We start from the raw sequence: 18,670 nt of genomic DNA, 5'->3' as shown, positions 1-18,670 counted from the left end.
ACAAAGAACGGTTTTGCATTACAACGTTATTTCTTCCCGGAATAGGGGTCTATCTTACTCATGAAAAAATCATACCAGTCCGCCCCGCAGATACCTCTATATTTATCAAGGAGGGGCTTCACCGCTTTTCTGAAGATATCCCGTTCTGCACCGGTTAATCCTGTAATTTCGACGAGCTGAGTCTTTGCCTTAATGAAGACTTCAGCCATATCTTTTGCGCTCTCTTCCCTGTTGACCTTCGCCTGGATCTCTGCCGCTTCTATGAAAATCTTCTGTTGTTCGGGAGAAAGTGTCTCCCAGTATTTTTTATTTACCACAACAAGACGTACTGTCAGGATATGGTTTAATAGTGTTGCATATTTATTGACCTCAAAAAATTTCATAAATGCGGCAGCGGATAAGGGGTTGTCCTGTCCATCGATCGCACCTTGCTTCAGGGCATAGTAAATTTCCTGGGAAGGTAGGTAGGTCGGGTTTGCGCCGAGGGTTTTGAAGGTGTCAATGAAAATAGGGGCCTGGATTGTTCTGATTTTCATTCCCTTCAAATCATCAGGTGTTTTAATGGGTCTTCGTGAATTCGTAATGTCTCTGAGCTCAGCCTCTGCATAGCCGATGAATACAAAGCCATGTGCATAGCAAAGTTTTGAAATTCTTTCTTTCACTTCTTTATCATCGAGCACCCTATGGGCAGTTGTTCTATCGGGGTATATGAAGGGCAGCTCAAGGATATTCAACTCTGGAATAAAGTCTCCGAGAACATCGGCGGTAACAGCAGTTATGTGGAGCGTTCCGTTTTTAACCTGGTTTGCCATTGAACGTTCACCACCGAGCTGTCCCCAGGGAAATACCTCAACAGTGATGTCCCCCTGTGAACGTTCACGTATATAGTTTGCAAATGCAAGCGCACCAAGGTTCTGGGGGTGTGAGGACATTTCGTAATGTCCATATTGTATCTTTCTTAAGGCGCTTGCGCGGTATGGCTTTGGCGGGTCTTCTTTTATTACATTTATTACATTGAAAGGATAGGGTTGAGACGGAAGGCCTTCAAGCCCTATATTATCAATACTCTGAGATAAAAGATAGTATGGGCCGTCAGGAATACTGTTGATGTCCATTGCTTCGCCGGATTTGATTATCCGTTCATGATATAAGTCCTTCCCTTCTTTGTCTTTCGCCACCATAACCCTGTATGAGGTTGCACCTTCAACCGTACTGAAGGCAAATCTGACAGGAGGGTTGTACTGGGGTTCAGGATCAACCGGCGCTGGAGGAGGGAGAAGTTTTTTAGGGTCCAGAGGGGGTTCACCTTTTTTGGTCATCGTACCTTCTTCACGTTGTAATGCAATTTTCTTCTGCATGGCATCTACAGCAACATGTCCATCCAACACTTCTGTGAATGTCTTCTTCTCCTGGTCCACGGCCACCCTGAATTCCGTTCCCCGAACAGCAGCGGTAGATGATGGTGTTTTAATCTTGAGACGGGAGCCTGCGCCCGTCGCTTCTCTGACTTTGGTAAGAACACGCCCGGCCTGAACAGAGAGATCGCGGATCAAATGGGAGGTAATCTTCCTCTGTACAGTTGTCAGGCCGAGTTCTGTATTGGGTCGTAAAAAGAAAGAACTGCCATCTTCGAAAGTAACCTCAAGCGCACTCTCTTCTCCGGTCTTAATAAAGCTCTTCTGCTTTACCTTGTCATCAAGCTTGAGAGGTATCCATGCACCCTTGCCTCCGTCCTGCAACTGGGCATCGCCTTTTATGAACGTAACTTTTCCATCTAATGGCGTTCCCTTTAACAGTTCAATGGGAATATTCAATTTTTCTTTCGGATAGATAAGATGAGGGTTTTTCAGATTATTTATCCTTGCTATCTCGCGCCATTTTTTCGGATACTCAAGGTATTTATTACAAATTTTTATGAGCCAATCCTTCTTTACGACAGTGAGTTCTATCATATCCTCAGGACTGTAAAAAACACCGGGGGCTTTTTCTTTGCTCTTTGCAATGCATTGAAGTGGATACGGCAAAAATAAAAAAACTGCTATGAGGATTAATAAGATTTTTTTCATTTCACATACCTCTCTCTATCTCATTATCCCGGATTTATCATTAGAATCATATGGGTGTCGGACCATCCCTCTCAAACACGCTCATTCCGTTCCAGCGGCTTCAATCGCTCGCGTTCGGCTTCGGAACTTTTGCATACGCAAAAGACCAAGCTTCCTCGCTTCTCGACGGTTTGCTCCGGGATACCCCGACACCTTCCTAACGACATATTTGGGTTTATCCCTTTGTCTTTAATTACATAGTATACACAAGTCAAGTATTTTGAACAACATTTCGTAACATTGAGAGATTTATGCAATAGTTTAACATATTGCAAAAGGTTATGCAGGGTTGAATATAGAATGGTCGGGATGACTGGATTTGAACCAGCGGCCTCTTGCTCCCGAAGCAAGCGCTCTACACCATGCTGAGCTACATCCCGAAGTTCTTTAGAATAACAGACTCACACAAAAAATTCCATTGATTTTTCTATATGGACATGATAGTTATTCACACTTTTTCCGAGGAGGTTAACTATGGTAGAGAAAAAACCCGTTAAAATTACCGATCTCACTTTGAGAGACGGTCACCAGTCACTCTTCGCCACACGCATGAAGACAGAGGATATGCTACCCATCGCAGAAAAGATGGACAGCATTGGTTTCTATTCCATGGAGGTTTGGGGTGGGGCCACCTTTGATGTAATGACAAGGTTTCTCAATGAAGACCCCTGGGACAGGGTAAGACTCCTTAGGAAAAAGATGCCGAATACAAAATTTCAGATGCTTTTACGTGGACAAAACCTTGTGGGCTATAGAAATTATGCGGATGATGTAGTGGACGCATTTGTTGAGAAAGCTGCTGAGGTGGGAATTGACATATTCAGGGTATTCGATGCCCTCAATGACGAAAGGAACTTTATCGCTGCCTTTAAGGCAATACAGAAATGCGGCAGGCATGTTCAGGGTGCCCTCTCTTATTCGCTCACGGAAAAAAGGCTTGGGGGTCCCATCTTCAACATCGACTACTATATCAACAAGGCCAAACGCATCGAGGATATGGGTGCGCATTCCCTTTGTATTAAGGACATGGCTGGTATCATTTCCCCTTATGACGCATATGAACTTATATCAGCCCTAAAAAATAGTTTAAAGATACCCGTTCACCTCCATACCCACTATACAAGCGGCATGGCTTCCATGTCCTGCCTGAAGGCGATTGAAGCAGGTGCAGACGGGATAGATACATGCCTTGCACCTTTTGCCCTGCGCTCTTCACATCCTGCAGTTGAACCATTTGTTATCACACTGAAAAACACCCCTTATGACACCCACTTTAATCTTGAAACAATAGCAGAGATTGATGAATATCTTGAAACAATTGTTCCCGACTACATGTCCTTTGCCGATACAACGAGGTTCTCCGTTATTGACATAGGGGTTCTCATGCACCAGATTCCCGGCGGCATGATAAGCAACCTTGTGAGCCAGCTAAAACAGGCAAAGGCCTTGAACCGCCTCAAAGAAGTCTACGAAGAGATACCGAGAACGAGACAGGATCTGGGCTTCCCTCCCCTTGTAACACCTACAAGCCAGATCGTCGGTGTTCAGGCAGTCTTCAATGTTATAGCAGGGAGATACAAGATGATTTCCAAAGAGGTTAAAGATTATTTTTATGGCCTTTACGGAAAGCCGCCCGTTGAGGTAAGCGAAGAAATCAGTAAAAAGGCTTTAAAGGGTTACGAAAGGGGAGAGACACCAATCAAAACAAGACCGGGAGATATCCTTGAGCCGGAATTGCCAAAGGCAAGAGAGGCGTTAAAGGGGATAAGCGCCAGGATGGAAGATATCCTTATCTATGCGCTTTACCCGATGACAGGACTGGAATTTCTAAAAAAGAAATATGGGATTCAATAATCCCTCAATTTTTTTATTGACATTTTTTGTTTATTTGTTTAGGAATTTTTAAAAAGAAAGGAGGTAATAGAAAATGCCAGCAAGAATTGATGAAGATGCCTGCACAGGATGTGGAGCGTGCGCAGAAGTATGCCCTGCCGATGCTATAACCGTTGACGATACGGCTAAGGTCGACTCTGAGCTCTGCACGGAATGTGGTGCATGTGTAGAAGAATGCCCGGTTGAGGCAATTTCCCTGGAAGTATAATTTTACTTTCCCGCAATAAATAAAAGGGTGAGGCGTTTTGCCTCACCCTTTTATTTATCGGGCTCGATTGCCTGTTTTTTAAGCTTTACAAAGATTTTACCAATATCTCCGACAAATCCAATGCCTTCATCGTTTCAATCTTTTCCTTATCCTTGATAGCATCTTCCATCATAATCAGGCAGTAAGGACAGGCAGTAACAACGGTATTTGCAGATACGTTTATGGCCTCATCGATTCTTGCGTGGTTAATCCTCTTATGGTGTTCCTCCATCCATATCCTGCCGCCGCCGCCGCCGCAGCAGAAGCTTCTGTCATGGTTTCTTTCCAGTTCAACATAGTTGCCCTTTTTCACTTTATTGACAACATTTCTTGGCTGTTCGAAAACCTTGTTGGCACGACCGAGATAGCATGGGTCATGGTATGTGATAGTCCCTTCGATTGAAGGATTGACTGCGATTTTACCCTCATTGATAAGTTTCCAGAGAAATTCTCCTTGATGATATACCTCGAAGTTTCCACCGATCTGGGGATACTCATTCTTTAATGTGTGGTAGCAATGGGGACATGTGGTAATTATCTTCTTGATGCCAAGTTCATTGAGAAGTTCAACATTGCCCTGTGCGATGCCAAGATACAGGTCTTCGTTCCCACATCTCCGTGCAGGATCGCCGCAGCATGTCTCATCCTGGCCGAGGGTACCGAACGAAATGCCAGCCTTATTGAGTATTGTGGAAAATGCCTTGGCAACCTTCCTGTTCCTGTCATCGAGGGATGCAACACACCCTACCCAGTAGAGGTATTCCACCTCTTCTGCACCGGCATTTTTTATCTCAAGGTCTTCTATCCATTCTGTCCTCTGTCTCTTTCCCATCCCGTAAGGGTCACCCTTCTGCTGCAGGTTTTTGAAAAGAAGTCTTGTTTCAGGGGTTGTCTTGCTGAGTGTCAATGTCAGGTATCTTCTCATCTCAATGTTTTTGTCAAAGGTAGGTATTGAAACAGGACAGTTTACCTGGCAGGCAAGACATGCAGTACATGACCAGAGGGTTTCTTCTTCAATAACTTTGTCAATTAAGCCATCCTCATTTTTTACCCCTGCCGCTGCCCTCTCCCATTCGGCCTTCAGGTCCTGGATGAATTTCTTCGGTGAAAGCGGTTTTTCGGTTGCATAGGCAGGGCACAGGTCCTGACACCTGCCGCACCGTGTGCATGCATCGAGGTCAAATGTTTGTCTCCATGTAAAATTTTCTATGGAATTCACACCAAATTCTTCAGCATTCTCAAAATCTTCAATGGGTACAATAGCCCCGCGCGGGCTATCTTCAACGCCCCTGAACATCATGTTCAGCGATGATGTAATGATATGGAGCAGCCTTGAATAGGCAATATATGCGATGAGTCCGAAGGATATGAGCATGTGGAAATACCAGAAAAATTTGTGAGCAGCCTTAATCCCGTCCTGACCAAGACCAAGGAAAAGATAGGATGTAATCCAGCCTACGAAGCTCCATACCTCGAAATCCGGCCTTGATGATGCAATCCTTGCACCTTCCACGAGGAAGCCCGTTACGAGAACCGCCAGTATCCAGACTAATGTAATTGCATCATCGGGTTTATTATCAAGCCTTGAAGGTCTGGTAACATACCTTCTCCATATTGCCATCATGATGCCGATGATGGCCACAAGGCCTGCTGCATCGAGCACTGCAGAGAAGATCAGATAAAAACTACCCTGAAGGATGTTCGCTTTAAAGAGCGGCCTGATGACATCATCCTGAATAGCTACAAGTGCGGTGCCTATAGCAAGAAAGAGGAAGCCCCAGAAAATGAAAAGGTGCATTGAGCCGGGGAATGACTCACGTAAAATGGATTTATGAAAAATACCATTATCAATGAAATAGGCTATTCTTTCCCCCAGCCTCTTTGAAAAATCGAAAGGGGCGCACTTGCCTTTCGCAATCTTCCACATGGCGTACCTCTTTTTCAGACCCACGATGAGAACAATAAAGGTAACTACCATTAATGCATATGATAACCATCTTGCCCCTTCTCCCACATTCCAGAAGATTTCTCTCCCGATGATTTCCATTATATGCCTCCTAACAGTTTTGATTTGTTATAATTTTCACAAATGAATATAAAATAAAAAAGATCACATAATCAATAAAAATATATCGTTCGCAAAACTGCGGCTTGCAACACATTGAGACATTTGTCATCTGTTTTACCAAAAATTTACCAAAAAAACTTCTTGACACATATTTAACCATTCTGATAAAAGGTGTATACACTCTTACATGAAAAAATCCATCCTGACCATAATCGTAGCCACCTTCTTAATCACAATCACATACGGCCTCGCATTCTCTGCGCCAATAACATATAAGGTAAAATCAGGCGATAGCTTATGCAGCATCGCAAAAAAGCATCAGATCCATGTCGATAAACTGAAAAGCCAGAACAATTTAAAAACAAACAAACTAAGCATCGGCCAGCAAATCACTATAAAGAGCGACTCAACAGGGGCTACAGGGACAACAAAGGCAACAACAAAAACAAAACCAACAACAAAAACAAGAAAAGAAGTGAAAAATACCCAGCCGGTTGAGGTCGTTATCACGGAGAACGATGGCGAGTTTATCGAATACAAGACAAAAAAGGGCGACACCATTGACAAAATCGCCACGCAGTTCAACATCGACACAGAAGATATCCTGGAAGCAAATAACCTGACAGATAAAAAGTTTAAACCCGGAAAAGTCATTCTTATTCCGAAGATCATTGAAGATAAAGACGATGAATTTGTAACCCTTGCCGGCAAAACAATTAAACCATGGAAAAGTAATGATGAAAAATACATGCTGGTAAAGGTGGCAAAGAGTTTCATGGGAGCGCCGTACAGGTATGGTGGGGAGAGTGTCAGAGGTCTCGACTGTTCTGCCTATGTAAAAAAGATCTATGACATTTTTGATGTTCCGCTTCCGAGGAGTGCGCGGGAGCAGTTCAACGTAGGCGAAAAAATCACAAAAGACGATCTTGCCGTTGGAGACCTCGTTTTCTTCAGAACAAAAAGATATATAAAATACCCCACACATGTCGGTATCTATATCGGGGAAGGTAATTTTATCCACTCATCCTCGGGGTATAACAAGCTTGGCGTTAAGATCGATTCGCTTTTATCTGATTTTTATGGCAGGACATTTATAGGGGCTGTAAGGGTAAAAAAAACATCTGAGGAAAGTGCTGATACGACAAAAGCTTCTGAAAAAGCTACTAACAATTCCTGAAACCAAAAGTTCTTTTCTGCTATAATTAAATCAAACTTCTCAAAAATACAGGGTGTTTTATGGTTACCGCCCGGCAATGCGTATCGCTGATTATCTTTTCTTTTCTTCTTCATTTAGCGGGGTATTATGTACTCCTCCATAAAATAGAGCCATTTTTGTATTACTTCTATCTCACCGCATGGTGGTCTTATATATTTTTCATTGATGCAATTCTGGCAATGAAAACAAAAAGGCTCCTGGTCCTGAACAGGCGCCTTCCTTTCCTTATCGTTATCTCCTGTGGTTTCTGGTGTCTTTTTGAAATTATCAACATACGTTTGCAGAACTGGTTCTATATTAATCTCCCGGGCAAAATGTATTACAGGTATACCGGGTATCTCCTCGCATATGGAACCGTAATTCCTGCTTTATATGTCACAAAAGAATTCATCAGAACTATGCTTGGAGAAATAAGGATGAAGCCTTTTCATGTAAAAAACTACACTTTTTACTCCATATTGCTCGGCATTATTACATTTTTCTTTACCTGGTTTTTTCCTGACTATTTTTTTCCCCTTACATGGATTTTTCTTGCTTTGATTCTGGATGGTTATAATTATCGAAAGGGTTATGCCTCATTTATGAGGGACTTTGAAGAAGGGAATGCAACCCATTTTGTTGCCACAATAATATCCGGGCTTGTCTGCGGTCTGCTGTGGGAAGCTTGGAATTCCCTTTCGGTCTCCAAATGGGTATATTCGGTCCCATTCCTTGAAGATGTAAAGATCTTTGAAATGCCGGTACCAGGTTATATAGGCTTTCTTGTATTCGGACTTGAAACTATAACCTTTGTAAGCCTCCTTGATGGCATAAAATCATATAGAGCATCGATCCCTGTCATTGCCTTGATCAGCATTCTCTTCTCCGCCCTCTCCTTCACGCTCATAGATAGATATACTGTTTTTTCCTGCGCACCTGAAATCGAGGATATTGCCTTCATCGGGAAAGAAAAGCTGAATTATTTGAAAATGATTGGTGTTCGGACAAGCTTCGGGATTAACATGAACCTGCTCAGTCTCCAGGAAAGGGAAGACCTCAAGCTTCTCCATCTTAAAGGGTTAGGGTTACAAAAATTTTTAAAACTGAAAGACCAGGGGATACAAAACATCGGCGATCTTTCGAGACTCGATGACACAGCGCTCTCGAAAATTCTCGATGAGGATAACATGCGAAGGGTAAGGTTATATATAAAGGCCGCAAAAAACAGTGAATAGTGAATAGCTGTTAGTTAAAAGAACTTGTTCACTGTTCACTATTCACGATTGAGCAGTATTCATGTTGACATAGATTAACCTTATATGGTGAAATACCTTTCATGACAAAGAGAAAAGTAAAGGAAGAGATAAAAAAACCGGATATCGTCATCAGGACAGTCACCTTCGCCATCGACTGGATTAAAAATAATATGAAGGCTTGCATTGTCGGGCTCATCATCGTATTTGTCGTCTGTTCATCCCTTTTTGGATATAGTTTCTATGCTAAAAGACAGGACGACAAAATGCAGTTCATGTTATCGCAGGCCATACAAGCCTTTGGCGAATCCATGGCATCCGGCAGCGTGGAAAAGATGAACATCGCTGAAACCTTATTCAATTCAATTCTCAAGGAAAATCATAAAAAAATAAGTATTATTGCACGGCTTTACCTCGCTAAAATCAGTTATATGAAAGGAAAGCCTGAAGAGGCAAAAAAACTTTATCAGGAAGTCCAGAGTCAATCCAATGACCCTGTCATTATGTCAATCTCCGAGAAAGCCATCCAGCAGATTGATAAGAAATAATGGATATTCACAATTACGCTGAAAGCAAAAGGCTTTCTCTCAGGCAGGTACTTGATTTTACCTCAAGTGTTAACCCTCTGGGCCCTTCAAATAAAGCAAAAAACGCCATAAGAAAGTCCATTAAATTCCTCGAATTCCCGCCTGACGAGAAAATAAGGTATCTAAAACGTTACATATGTAAGCAAGAACGGATAGAGGAAGGCTGTATCGTTTTCGGGCAGGGCTCATCTTCGTTGCTCCATAGTCTTCTCAAGGCAACAGAACCAAAGACCATACTCCTCGTTTCACCGGTTTCGAAAAGGTTTAGAGATATCTTGCATAATTACCGGATGGATATTCAGTTGTTCCCTGTGGAAGAGAAGCATCCTCCTCAATTTTCAATAGACATCACCGGACTCATCGATCGTCTCAAAACTGTTGATATGGTTATTCTGCCAAACCCGCACGATGTGACCGGCACCATAATGCCTGCAGAAAACCTTGGTTCTCTGATTGAAGCAACAGAGAAAACCGGAAAGATATTAGTCATCGATGAGAGGTACATGGATTTTGCCCCTTATAGATCTTTCGTTAAACTTGTCACAGAATCACAAAACACCCTTATACTCCGTACATTTTCCGTATTTCATGCGCTGAAGGGACTGCCCTTGGGATATGGAGCAGGTTCCCCGGCGCTGATGAAAAAATTGAGTAACAACCTGATCCCGCCGCAAGGCAATGCACTCGTTTATGCTGCTGCTATAGTATCCCTCAAAGACAAGGGGCACAAAACGAGAACCATGAAACTTGTCAAAGAAGAAAAGAAATACTTCATTGAAAAACTGAAGCAGATTGATGGTCTTCAAATATTTGATACAGCCTGCAATTTTCTCCTCCTGAAAATCGAAAGGCAAATACCTGATCTGGCAAGCCTTTTTATCAAATACCACATCATAATCGACGAATATTCAAGCGAATCAGCCAACACCTATCTGAAGGTGCCTTTAAAGAGACACAAGTTGAATGCACAGTTTATAAAAACCCTTAAAAATATTCTTAAAACATAAAGACTCACTCATACGGGGAATATGGGTACAGATTAAAACTAAAGCCTCTCACTATCCTTATTTCACGACCATTTCCTGCATAAACTTCGACATTTTTTTTACACCTTCCCGAAAGGGTTTTGTATGGAAACCGCCTGTCCATCCCTCATCGTTCAGAAGGTCAGAAACAATTAAAAGGGCAATGCCTTTTACCCCTTTGAATGTGCATACTGCATAGAAAGAGGCCACCTCCATCTCTACGGCAGAGATACCTGCTTTACGATATTTTCTGATTTTTTCCCTGGTCTCCCTGTAGATGGCATCGCAACTCCAGATTATGCCTTCTCTGAAGCCCCACTCTTTGGTATGTTGTTCCCATTCTTCGAACCAGTCCGAATAGACAAAATCATCTTCATCGTCAACGTAGTGATAGGATATCCCATCCTCCCTTAACGCACCCTTTGCCACAATCACATCGCCAATCTTTAACTGGTTGTCAATTCCGCCCGCATAGCCCCAGATGACAAATTCTTTCACGCCGAAAACCGCAAGTTCTTCCACAAGGGCAGCGATATTGGGACCGCCGAAATATGATCTTGTAATTATGGTATTACTCTCTTCGATCCTGTATAGCCAACGGAAATTCAACCACGCATCAATAAGTCTATGTTTTTTCTTGTTTAAGACACGCTTTAAATCGCCTGAATCGAAGACGATGATTACCCTCTCTGGGAGGGCAAGCTCCTCTGCTGTCCTTCCTGTGAAAGCTGATACCAGATCAACAGGATTTAAGAGAGGGGGGGATGAATCAAAGAATCTTCTCAATAAACTTACTCTTCAATTTTTGGTATGTTGCCTCTATATGTTCCGAAATGACCCTCGTTTCACCTACAACGGTCATGAAATTCGCATCCCCGAACCACCGCGGGACCATGTGAATGTGTATATGTTCTTCAAGCCCGGCTCCGGCAGCCCTTCCCACATTTATGCCTACATTAATACCGTCTACCTTGAACTCCTCTTTATAAATAGTAGTCATAATCTTTACAAGCCCCATCATATCCATGGTCTCTTCATCGGTCAGCTCTTCAAGTAACCCTGTATGTCTTACCGGTACAACCATTACGTGTCCGTTCGTGTAAGGGAACCTGTTCATGATAACAAATGCCGTACCCTTTCTGCCGACAACAAGCAATTTCTCGTCATTCTTACTGTCAATGCAGAGGAAACACTTTTTATCACCCTTAACGGTGGTGCTGCTGATATACTCCATTCTCCATGGCGCCCATATTCTATCCATCTCAATCCCTCATAAAAATATAATCTTTCCAATGCTCCGGGAATATCTTCACGCCTACATGGAGCATGAGTAAATAAAATCCATTCGGCCGTGATGGCCTCTTCCTCGGGTACATTTCAATCTCATCCGTCAGCTTATCACCCTTTTTCAGGTTACATCGGTTACATGAAGTCACAATATTTGACCATTCCGTTATCCCGCCTCGCGATTTTGGTATGATGTGGTCGCAGGTAAGATATTTCGGGTCAAATCTCTCCCCGCAATACTGGCAGACATAATCGTCTCTCAAAAATATATTCCTTCTTGAAAACTTAACGTTCCTGTGGTTACCCCTGACAAGCCTCAGAAGCCTTATAACAGACGGCTGTCGTATAGTGATCGAAACCCCCTTTATCTCTTTCTCATACTCTTTTACAACCGCAACCTTGCCAAGATAAAGAAGGGTCACTGCCTTTTTCCAAGACAATACATTTAAGGGTTCAAACGTTGCATTCAAAAGAAGGGTTCTATCCATAAACCATTAGAAAATAACGTTTATTTATCTTGATTGTCAACGCTTTTCGTATCAGGGACCTCCTATAGGCTGCAATAACTTTGTCAGGATTTTCCCCTTGAAATCTACTCTCGATTACGAGAAAATAGATTCACGGATGGAAAAGTCAAACAAAGAAAGGAGAATCATGGAGAGACCGACTTCTCGTGACATCACACGCACAACGCTGAGTGTTTTGCTAATTGGCATTCTCATCGTCGCCGTCTTCTGGATCATCCACCCTTTCCTGCCCTCATTAATCTGGGCAACCATGATCGTTGTAACAACCTGGCCGTTCATGCTACGAGTTCAGGCACGGCTGTGGGGTAAACGAGGGCTCGCTGCCCTGGTGATGACAGTGGCGCTGGTACTCGTTTTTGTCATACCATTCTGGCTCGCGGTGGCAACCATCATAGACAATTATGACAGGATCGGTGCCTTGGAGGAATCCTTCCATAAAAGCACCTTACCATTGCCCCCTCACTGGGTGGGGAAGCTGCCAATGATAGGTCCCAGGCTTTCAGGGGCATGGCAGGATGTTTCCTCTGCCGGCCCACAGGGGCTAATCCTGTGGCTCAAACCCTACGCCGGAAAGCTGGCCGAATGGTTTGTGGCTCAGGCTGGCAGCGTCGGCAAAATATTCGTCCAGTTTCTGCTGACAGTGGTCATTGCCGCGATACTGTATGCTAAAGGAGATGCTGCTGCCAATGCTATACGCCGCTTCGCACGGCGGCTTGCCGGCCATCATGGCGAAGAGGTTACCATCCTCGCTGCAAAGGCAATCCGGGGCGTTGCACTCGGTGTGGTCGTTACGGCCCTGGTACAGTCCCTCCTGGGTGGCATCGGTCTTGCGGTGACCGGCGTGCCGGCTGCATCCATCTTCACTGCCGTCATGTTCATGCTCTGTGTAGCACAGCTTGGACCGGGGTTCGTGCTGATTCCATCCATCATTTGGCTCTATTGGAGCAACCACGCTGTGGCTGGGACAGTATTGCTCGTATTGACGGTCGTTGTCGTGAGCCTTGACAATGTGCTCCGTCCCGTGCTTATCAGGAAAGGGGCAGACCTGCCGCTCCTGCTCATCCTTGCCGGTGTCATAGGAGGTCTTATCACCTTCGGTATCGTAGGCATATTTGTTGGTCCGGTGGTACTGGCTGTAGCCCTCACTCTGCTTCGTGCCTGGATCGAAGAGGGAGGTACTGATGTCCAGAAGAAAACGTGAATTGCTTGATTCTCTCGATAATTCAGCGAACTGGTAAACCTCCACATAATAATACTAACCAAAAATTTCAAATGTGTTTGGTTAGAGTTTCAGGGAGTGTCCGTTCTCTTTCAGCCATCGTTTGTGCGTCCTGAAGTCGGGGATTGCAATCCTTACCGATTCCCAGAATTCCTTCGAATGATTCTTTACTTTGATATGGATGAGTTCATGGACAATAATGTAATCAATCACGACAAGCGGGGCCATCATAAGTCTCCATGTAAAAGAGAGGTGGTTTTTTGGTGAGCAGGAACCGTAACGGGAGAGTGCACTCGTTATCTTGATGCCCTCATGAAAAAGGCTGAGTTGCCTGCTGTAATGGGCAACCCTCTCCACGAACAACTCTCTTGCCCTCTTTTTATACCAATTTACAAAAACTTCCTCCGCTTCACCTGCCCTCTTTTCATCAAATAAAAATTTCCCGTACGACAGAATAAGGGCATCTCTCCTCCCGTTCATATCGCACAATTCCAGGGGATATCCCTCGCCCAGATAGAGGAATGTTTCGCCGGAGATAAACTGTTTTGGCCGAGCTGTCTCGCCCTGCAACCGCCTTTCCCGCTCCATCAAAATTTTATGAACCCATGGGGTTTTCTCTTTGAAAAAAGCATCTATCTCTTTTTGAGGAGTTTTATAAGGTGCTCGAATCTCAACTGCCCCATCCGCCTTAATCCGGATGGTCATGGTTCTCTTTCTCTTTTTACTCCGAATCAAACGATAATCCATATTTAATTCCAAGTTGCTATCATAATGCTCCTATGCGTAAGGGGAAAACTGTTTCTTGCAGCGAACATCGAGGACGGATTGGGACCCTGCCGATAAGTCGCAATGTGCCACGCGGCTAGGCCGCGGCTTGGCCAATTTCCGCTGTTTGAAGCCCCGTGGCAAGTTCGGAAATTGAATGGAGGCGAATCGCTGTAAGGGTAATCCGCCCGGAGTGGAAGCAAAAGGAATGGTTTTCCATATTTGTATCAACTTGATCGCACATTAGAATAAACCATTGCGAATTTCAATTCTTAACTCTTCATTCTTAATTCTTAATTTGGCTCTGAGCGTTCCTATATCTCCAACTCTTCCCCTTTGTGCGGGACATGTGTCTCAAGGGCAAGCTTTTCCTGAACAATCTTCTCAAATTCAAGACAGACAGATTCCTCACCGTGGACTATAAATACCTTCGGTTTATTCGTAAATGTGCCAAGCCATTCAAGCAATTCCTTCTGGTCGGCATGTGCTGAAAATCCACCGATGGTGTAAACCTTCGCCCGTATAGCCATTTCCTCGCCGAGAATACGCGCGCTCTTTGCACCATCTACAATATGCCGTCCCAAGGTTCCCTTCGCCTGAAAACCTGAAAAGATAATACTGCTTTCCGGTCTCCATATATTGTGTTTGAAATGATGCTGTATCCGTCCACCATCACACATCCCGCTTCCTGCAATGATGATTGCCCCCGACTTTATTCTATTTACCTTCTGTGATTCTTCGACCGTGGTTGTAAAGTGGAGCTTCATCCCTTCACTGCTCCTGAATTTGAATACCGTCACTGCCTCGGCGTCAAAATACTCCGGATGTGCCATATAGATTTTTGTTGCCTTATCGGCAAGGGGGCTATCCACATAGACATCAAGGTCATGGAGTCTCCCTTCCTTTACAAGCTTATTCAATATGTAGAGAATGTCCTGTGTTCTCCCGATAGCAAAGGCGGGTATAAGGACATTGCCTCCCCTCTTAAAGGTCGTCTTAATGGCCTGCACCATTTCCTCTATGCTCTCCTCCACGCCCTTATGTAACCTGTTGCCATAGGTGGACTCCACAAGCACATAGTCGGCCTCTTCTATATGCTGCGGGTCATTAATGATGGGGTTGTCGTTTTTACCGATATCGCCTGAAAAAACAATCTTTTTCTCCTTGCCTCCGCTACTATACCAAACCTCCAGCGAACCGGAGCCGAGGATATGACCTGCATCTACAAATCTGTATCTAACGCCCTCGCCCAGTTGTCCTATCTCCCCGTAATTCGCTTTTTTGATAAAAGGGGTAACCTTTTTCGCATCTTCTTCGGTGTAGAGAGGCTCAAATACCTGGTCCCTTCCGGTCCTGAAGGATTTTTTCGTCAGCCACTCTGCATCTTTTTCCTGGATATGTGCAGAATCGAGGAGCATGATTTCAACAAGTTCAGCAGTGCCGACAGTGGTTATTATCTTTCCTTTAAACCCATCCGCAACGAGCTTCGGCAATAAACCCGAATGGTCGAGATGCGCATGGGTGAGGAGGAGATAATCTATCTGTCCGGGGTCAAATTGAAAAGGAATCCTGTTCACATCGTCAGAATTACGTCCCTGATACATTCCGCAATCCACAAGCATCTGTAAACCATCCGCCAGCATATGATAACAAGAACCCGTTACTGTCCTTGCCGCTCCTAAAAAACGTATCTTCATAATCTCGCTCTCCTTTTCATAATTTTGTCACTGCTGCAAATTTAGGGCTTCTTGCAACTCTACAAACATATAGTCAGATACTTTTTAGCCATCCTTTATGCTTATTGTCAAGGGAATGTTTTTCTGAAGTTTCCTGTTTTTGTTCATTCTGTATGGCCGGAACACTGTTTCCCTCGCTGCTCCGCTGCGCTTCCTTACCCTTGCAGCGGTCCGCATCCATTCGGCCTTCTAACTTGTAGCTGGGCTTCGAACAAATCAGGCCGGCCCAGACGCGGCACTGACCGCGGGCACGTTTCTGCTTACCAGCAAGGTGCCCAAGGCATGCTTGAAGTCGAGAATCAAGACCTTTGCACGGCATTTCCCCCATCTCATTTCGGATTGTTGATTTCAGATTGCGGATTGCAAAAAGCTGTTCAAGGTTCAATGTTTTCTGATTGCCATTCACTATTCACTATTCACTGCTTTTATCATTTGTCTTCATCACTGTTTCGCCGATACACCGTCTCGCCGGTTCGGCTCTTCTTGCCTGCTCTACGCTCTATACTCTACGCTCTCCGCTCCTTTCACACCTGAGGGGGCTTTTTCTTGACCAGCTTTTCCTTACGGGTGCGGGCATTGGTAAGTGGAAGTTTTAAGTTTTAAGTTAAAAACAGACAAAATCACTGATGCTGATTTGAGATGGTTAGTATTATTATGTGGAGGTTCAACTATAAACTATTCACCATTCACTACCTTCATCCGCTCTTCCCTTCATCCGCTCTTCCCTTCCCCCATCTTCGCATCTTCGCAACTTCGGTCTTTCCCCTTCAGCCTTCTGTCATCTGACTTCTGTCTTCCGCCCCAAGTTGCGCCCTGCAGTAGTCTCTGAAGTTATTGACACCGACAAAGAATTCACGCATCATAAGAACCCAGTAATATTGTCCCTTTTTAGTGAGTGTAAGGAGATTGCCATGTTTTTCCATCCCGCCGGTGAGTCTGAAAAATACAATTTCAGGCCATAAGTACCTGTATATATTTACGCCATGCTTTGCGCTAAGCTGTTCAATATCGAGACTCAAGCCAAAAAGCTTCATTAAAAGATCATAGCAAAGCCTCTCCTTCATGGAAAATGCCTTTTTTGCAGCTACCGGCAGCAGCCCTTCATTTATTCTCTCGATATATGCCCTGATATCAAATGTATTAGCATATGCGCTCCCGCCGAGGTATCCGATGGAACCGCTCCCGAGACCCGCATATTCCTCATAATTGACTACATACTCGTCTATTACCGGGGCTTGCGCCTGTCCCCGTAAGGGGGTCGCCCCCTCCGGCAGCCAAGCTGCCGGAGCCTCCCCTTCTCGCACGCCTTGCGTGCTAAGGATTTCGCCTACCGGGGCTTGCACACCGGCGAGGTTGCCGCGAGCAGGGTTGCGGGAATCCGCTATCTTGTTGTTCCGTGAAAAACACCATGCGGTAGATGCCTTATATTGGGCGGAAAACATCTCTGTTATCTTTTGGTAAAAATCCTTCCCTCTGTCGTAATCCACGCTTCCAAGCTTACTATTCATTATGTCCCGCGTAAAGGAGGATACCATAAGCGGGTAATATGTCACCTGGTCTACCTTTAATCCGATAAGCGTGGACAGGTCTTTTTCAAGTATTTCCATCGTCTGTGTGGGGAAATTAAATATCATATCCACATTAAGCGTCTGGAAGTTTCCCTGCGTATATTGCAGCCTCTCTGCTATCTCCTGGCCGCTTCCGTATTTGTGATACCGTTCAATCGTCTCAAGAAGGCCGTCATCAAAGGTCTGAACCCCTACAGAAAGTCGATTTACCCCCATTTTCTTCAACATTTCAATGTTATTAGGCGTAAGGTGATTCGGGTTTGTCTCTACAGAAACTTCAATAATATTGAATTTTTGTCTGGTCAGATTGATTGTCTCTTCGAGTTCGTCAATCAATACCGTTGGTGTGCCCCCTCCTACATAAAGGGCCTTAAAGTCATATCCCAGCTCTTTGTACATTATAATCTCTTTGCGTAAGGCGGCGAAATATGACCGGGCAAGTCCCTCCTGAAATGTTACCCTGTTAAATGAACAATACGGGCAAAGCTCCTCGCAAAAAGGAACATGCATATAAAGAAGTGTCGGCATATCGCCTGAACTGCGGGGGATTGTAATGGATGCAGAAGGAGCAAACTGTAGATAGCTCTCATTTTTTTTACGGGCATAATTGGCAATAAATCGTTCTATCAGCATAAAGTATTGTCGAAGTAAAACAGTAGAGAATGTTAAGGCTTAGAGGTTAAAAAATCAAGGGTATAATCGGCTACGGTTTTTTCTTTAGCAGGACCCTTACTGCCCAGCCCTTTGTCAACTTGTATGTGTTTTCAACAGAAACAACATCAGGGCTGTATGCAACAAGAGAAGCGTTGCCCGTTGTGGTATCAAGTTTAACGAGAAAATCTTCCTGTCTGTCTCCGTTGTAATCGATCCTTTCTTCAACAACCGGCGGCAAGCCGGAAAATGGTTCCCAGTTGATCTGTATAAAACCGTTTTTTCTATCCCATATCAAGCCGTCAAAAACAGGGCGGTGTACAAACGTTTTGTATGAACCATGGTCCACTGTCATTGCAATTTCGCCGCCGGAGTACCATGGGGAAACCGTGACGCCTGTGGCGTTTGCCAATGTACGGCTGAAATACGCTCTTCCCATAAATGTGGCAAGCACTATAAAGATGGCAAGGAATCCCCAGGTATAACCCAAAACTGTTTTTAATTTATTCATTGCCTTTTTCACTATTCACTATTCACTGCCTTC

The 18,670-nt window shown here is 44.2% G+C and carries 17 protein-coding genes and 1 tRNA gene; 7 read left to right on the top strand and 11 right to left on the bottom strand.

Going from position 1 to position 18,670, the window contains the following annotated elements; all coding sequences use genetic code 11:
- Positions 1 to 26: 26 nt before the first annotated feature.
- Both NTX75_15440 and NTX75_15435 read right to left on the bottom strand, forming a co-directional pair.
- Positions 27 to 2,066, bottom strand: a complete 2,040-nt coding sequence (locus NTX75_15440) for a DctP family TRAP transporter solute-binding subunit (protein MCX5817604.1) — start codon at positions 2,064 to 2,066, stop codon at positions 27 to 29.
- Positions 2,067 to 2,406: 340 nt separating this feature from the next.
- A tRNA-Pro gene (locus NTX75_15435) sits at positions 2,407 to 2,485 on the bottom strand.
- Positions 2,486 to 2,579: 94 nt separating this feature from the next.
- Here NTX75_15435 and NTX75_15430 point away from each other — a divergent pair.
- Together NTX75_15430 and NTX75_15425 are read left to right on the top strand one after the other, a co-directional pair.
- Entirely contained in the window at positions 2,580 to 3,959 is a 1,380-nt protein-coding gene (locus NTX75_15430; GenBank protein MCX5817603.1) for a pyruvate carboxylase subunit B, read from the top strand.
- 73 nt (positions 3,960 to 4,032) lie between these two features.
- A complete protein-coding gene (locus NTX75_15425; protein MCX5817602.1) occupies positions 4,033 to 4,206 on the top strand; it encodes a 4Fe-4S binding protein in 174 nt (57 codons plus the stop codon).
- Between the two features lie 85 nt (positions 4,207 to 4,291).
- Here the strand turns inward: NTX75_15425 and NTX75_15420 are convergent, their stop codons facing one another.
- On the bottom strand, positions 4,292 to 6,292 hold the full coding sequence (locus NTX75_15420) for a heterodisulfide reductase-related iron-sulfur binding cluster (protein ID MCX5817601.1): 2,001 nt from the start codon (positions 6,290 to 6,292) through the stop codon (positions 4,292 to 4,294).
- Positions 6,293 to 6,500: 208 nt separating this feature from the next.
- Between NTX75_15420 and NTX75_15415 the strand changes: the two genes are divergently transcribed.
- The 4 genes from NTX75_15415 to NTX75_15400 all read left to right on the top strand — a co-directional run bounded on the left by NTX75_15415 (position 6,501) and on the right by NTX75_15400 (position 10,355).
- Positions 6,501 to 7,490 (top strand): NlpC/P60 family protein, encoded by a 990-nt coding sequence (locus tag NTX75_15415; protein MCX5817600.1) that lies wholly within the window; start codon positions 6,501 to 6,503, stop codon positions 7,488 to 7,490.
- Between the two features lie 59 nt (positions 7,491 to 7,549).
- Entirely contained in the window at positions 7,550 to 8,743 is a 1,194-nt protein-coding gene (locus NTX75_15410; GenBank protein ID MCX5817599.1) for a hypothetical protein, read from the top strand.
- A 101-nt stretch (positions 8,744 to 8,844) separates the two neighbouring features.
- The gene (locus tag NTX75_15405) at positions 8,845 to 9,309 is read left to right on the top strand and encodes a tetratricopeptide repeat protein (protein ID MCX5817598.1); all 465 of its coding nucleotides are present in this window, start codon (positions 8,845 to 8,847) and stop codon (positions 9,307 to 9,309) included.
- Entirely contained in the window at positions 9,309 to 10,355 is a 1,047-nt protein-coding gene (locus tag NTX75_15400; GenBank protein ID MCX5817597.1) for an aminotransferase class I/II-fold pyridoxal phosphate-dependent enzyme, read from the top strand. Before NTX75_15405 ends, NTX75_15400 begins: the two co-directional genes overlap by 1 nt.
- 57 nt (positions 10,356 to 10,412) lie before the next feature.
- Here NTX75_15400 and NTX75_15395 read toward each other — a convergent pair whose 3' ends face one another.
- Genes NTX75_15395 through NTX75_15385 form a run of 3 tightly spaced genes read right to left on the bottom strand, consistent with a single transcriptional unit; the run spans position 10,413 to position 12,148 of the window.
- Positions 10,413 to 11,159 (bottom strand): nucleoside phosphorylase, encoded by a 747-nt coding sequence (locus NTX75_15395; GenBank protein MCX5817596.1) that lies wholly within the window; start codon positions 11,157 to 11,159, stop codon positions 10,413 to 10,415.
- Positions 11,143 to 11,634, bottom strand: coding sequence for an HIT domain-containing protein (locus NTX75_15390; protein ID MCX5817595.1), 492 nt, complete (start codon positions 11,632 to 11,634; stop codon positions 11,143 to 11,145). Before NTX75_15390 ends, NTX75_15395 begins: the two co-directional genes overlap by 17 nt.
- 1 nt (position 11,635) lies before the next feature.
- Positions 11,636 to 12,148, bottom strand: a complete 513-nt coding sequence (locus NTX75_15385; GenBank protein MCX5817594.1) for an HNH endonuclease — start codon at positions 12,146 to 12,148, stop codon at positions 11,636 to 11,638.
- A gap of 97 nt (positions 12,149 to 12,245) precedes the next feature.
- Between NTX75_15385 and ydiK the strand changes: the two genes are divergently transcribed.
- Complete coding sequence (gene ydiK / locus NTX75_15380; GenBank protein MCX5817593.1) at positions 12,246 to 13,388, top strand: AI-2E family transporter YdiK; 1,143 nt, start codon at positions 12,246 to 12,248, stop codon at positions 13,386 to 13,388.
- 81 nt (positions 13,389 to 13,469) lie between these two features.
- Here ydiK and NTX75_15375 read toward each other — a convergent pair whose 3' ends face one another.
- From NTX75_15375 to NTX75_15355, 5 genes are all read right to left on the bottom strand, one after another.
- A complete protein-coding gene (locus tag NTX75_15375; GenBank protein MCX5817592.1) occupies positions 13,470 to 14,111 on the bottom strand; it encodes a SprT family zinc-dependent metalloprotease in 642 nt (213 codons plus the stop codon).
- A 374-nt stretch (positions 14,112 to 14,485) separates the two neighbouring features.
- Positions 14,486 to 15,868, bottom strand: coding sequence for an MBL fold metallo-hydrolase (locus NTX75_15370; GenBank protein MCX5817591.1), 1,383 nt, complete (start codon positions 15,866 to 15,868; stop codon positions 14,486 to 14,488).
- A 73-nt stretch (positions 15,869 to 15,941) separates the two neighbouring features.
- A complete protein-coding gene (locus NTX75_15365) occupies positions 15,942 to 16,292 on the bottom strand; it encodes a hypothetical protein (GenBank protein MCX5817590.1) in 351 nt (116 codons plus the stop codon).
- Positions 16,293 to 16,674: 382 nt separating this feature from the next.
- The gene (locus tag NTX75_15360) at positions 16,675 to 18,108 is read right to left on the bottom strand and encodes a radical SAM protein (protein ID MCX5817589.1); all 1,434 of its coding nucleotides are present in this window, start codon (positions 18,106 to 18,108) and stop codon (positions 16,675 to 16,677) included.
- A 70-nt stretch (positions 18,109 to 18,178) separates the two neighbouring features.
- The gene (locus tag NTX75_15355) at positions 18,179 to 18,637 is read right to left on the bottom strand and encodes a hypothetical protein (protein MCX5817588.1); all 459 of its coding nucleotides are present in this window, start codon (positions 18,635 to 18,637) and stop codon (positions 18,179 to 18,181) included.
- Positions 18,638 to 18,670: the final 33 nt, after the last annotated feature.

This window comes from Pseudomonadota bacterium, assembly GCA_026388315.1.
Lineage (GTDB): Bacteria > Desulfobacterota > Syntrophorhabdia > Syntrophorhabdales > Syntrophorhabdaceae > MWEV01.
Note: the sequence above shows the minus strand (reverse complement) of the source record. Positions and strands in the feature narration are given on the sequence as shown.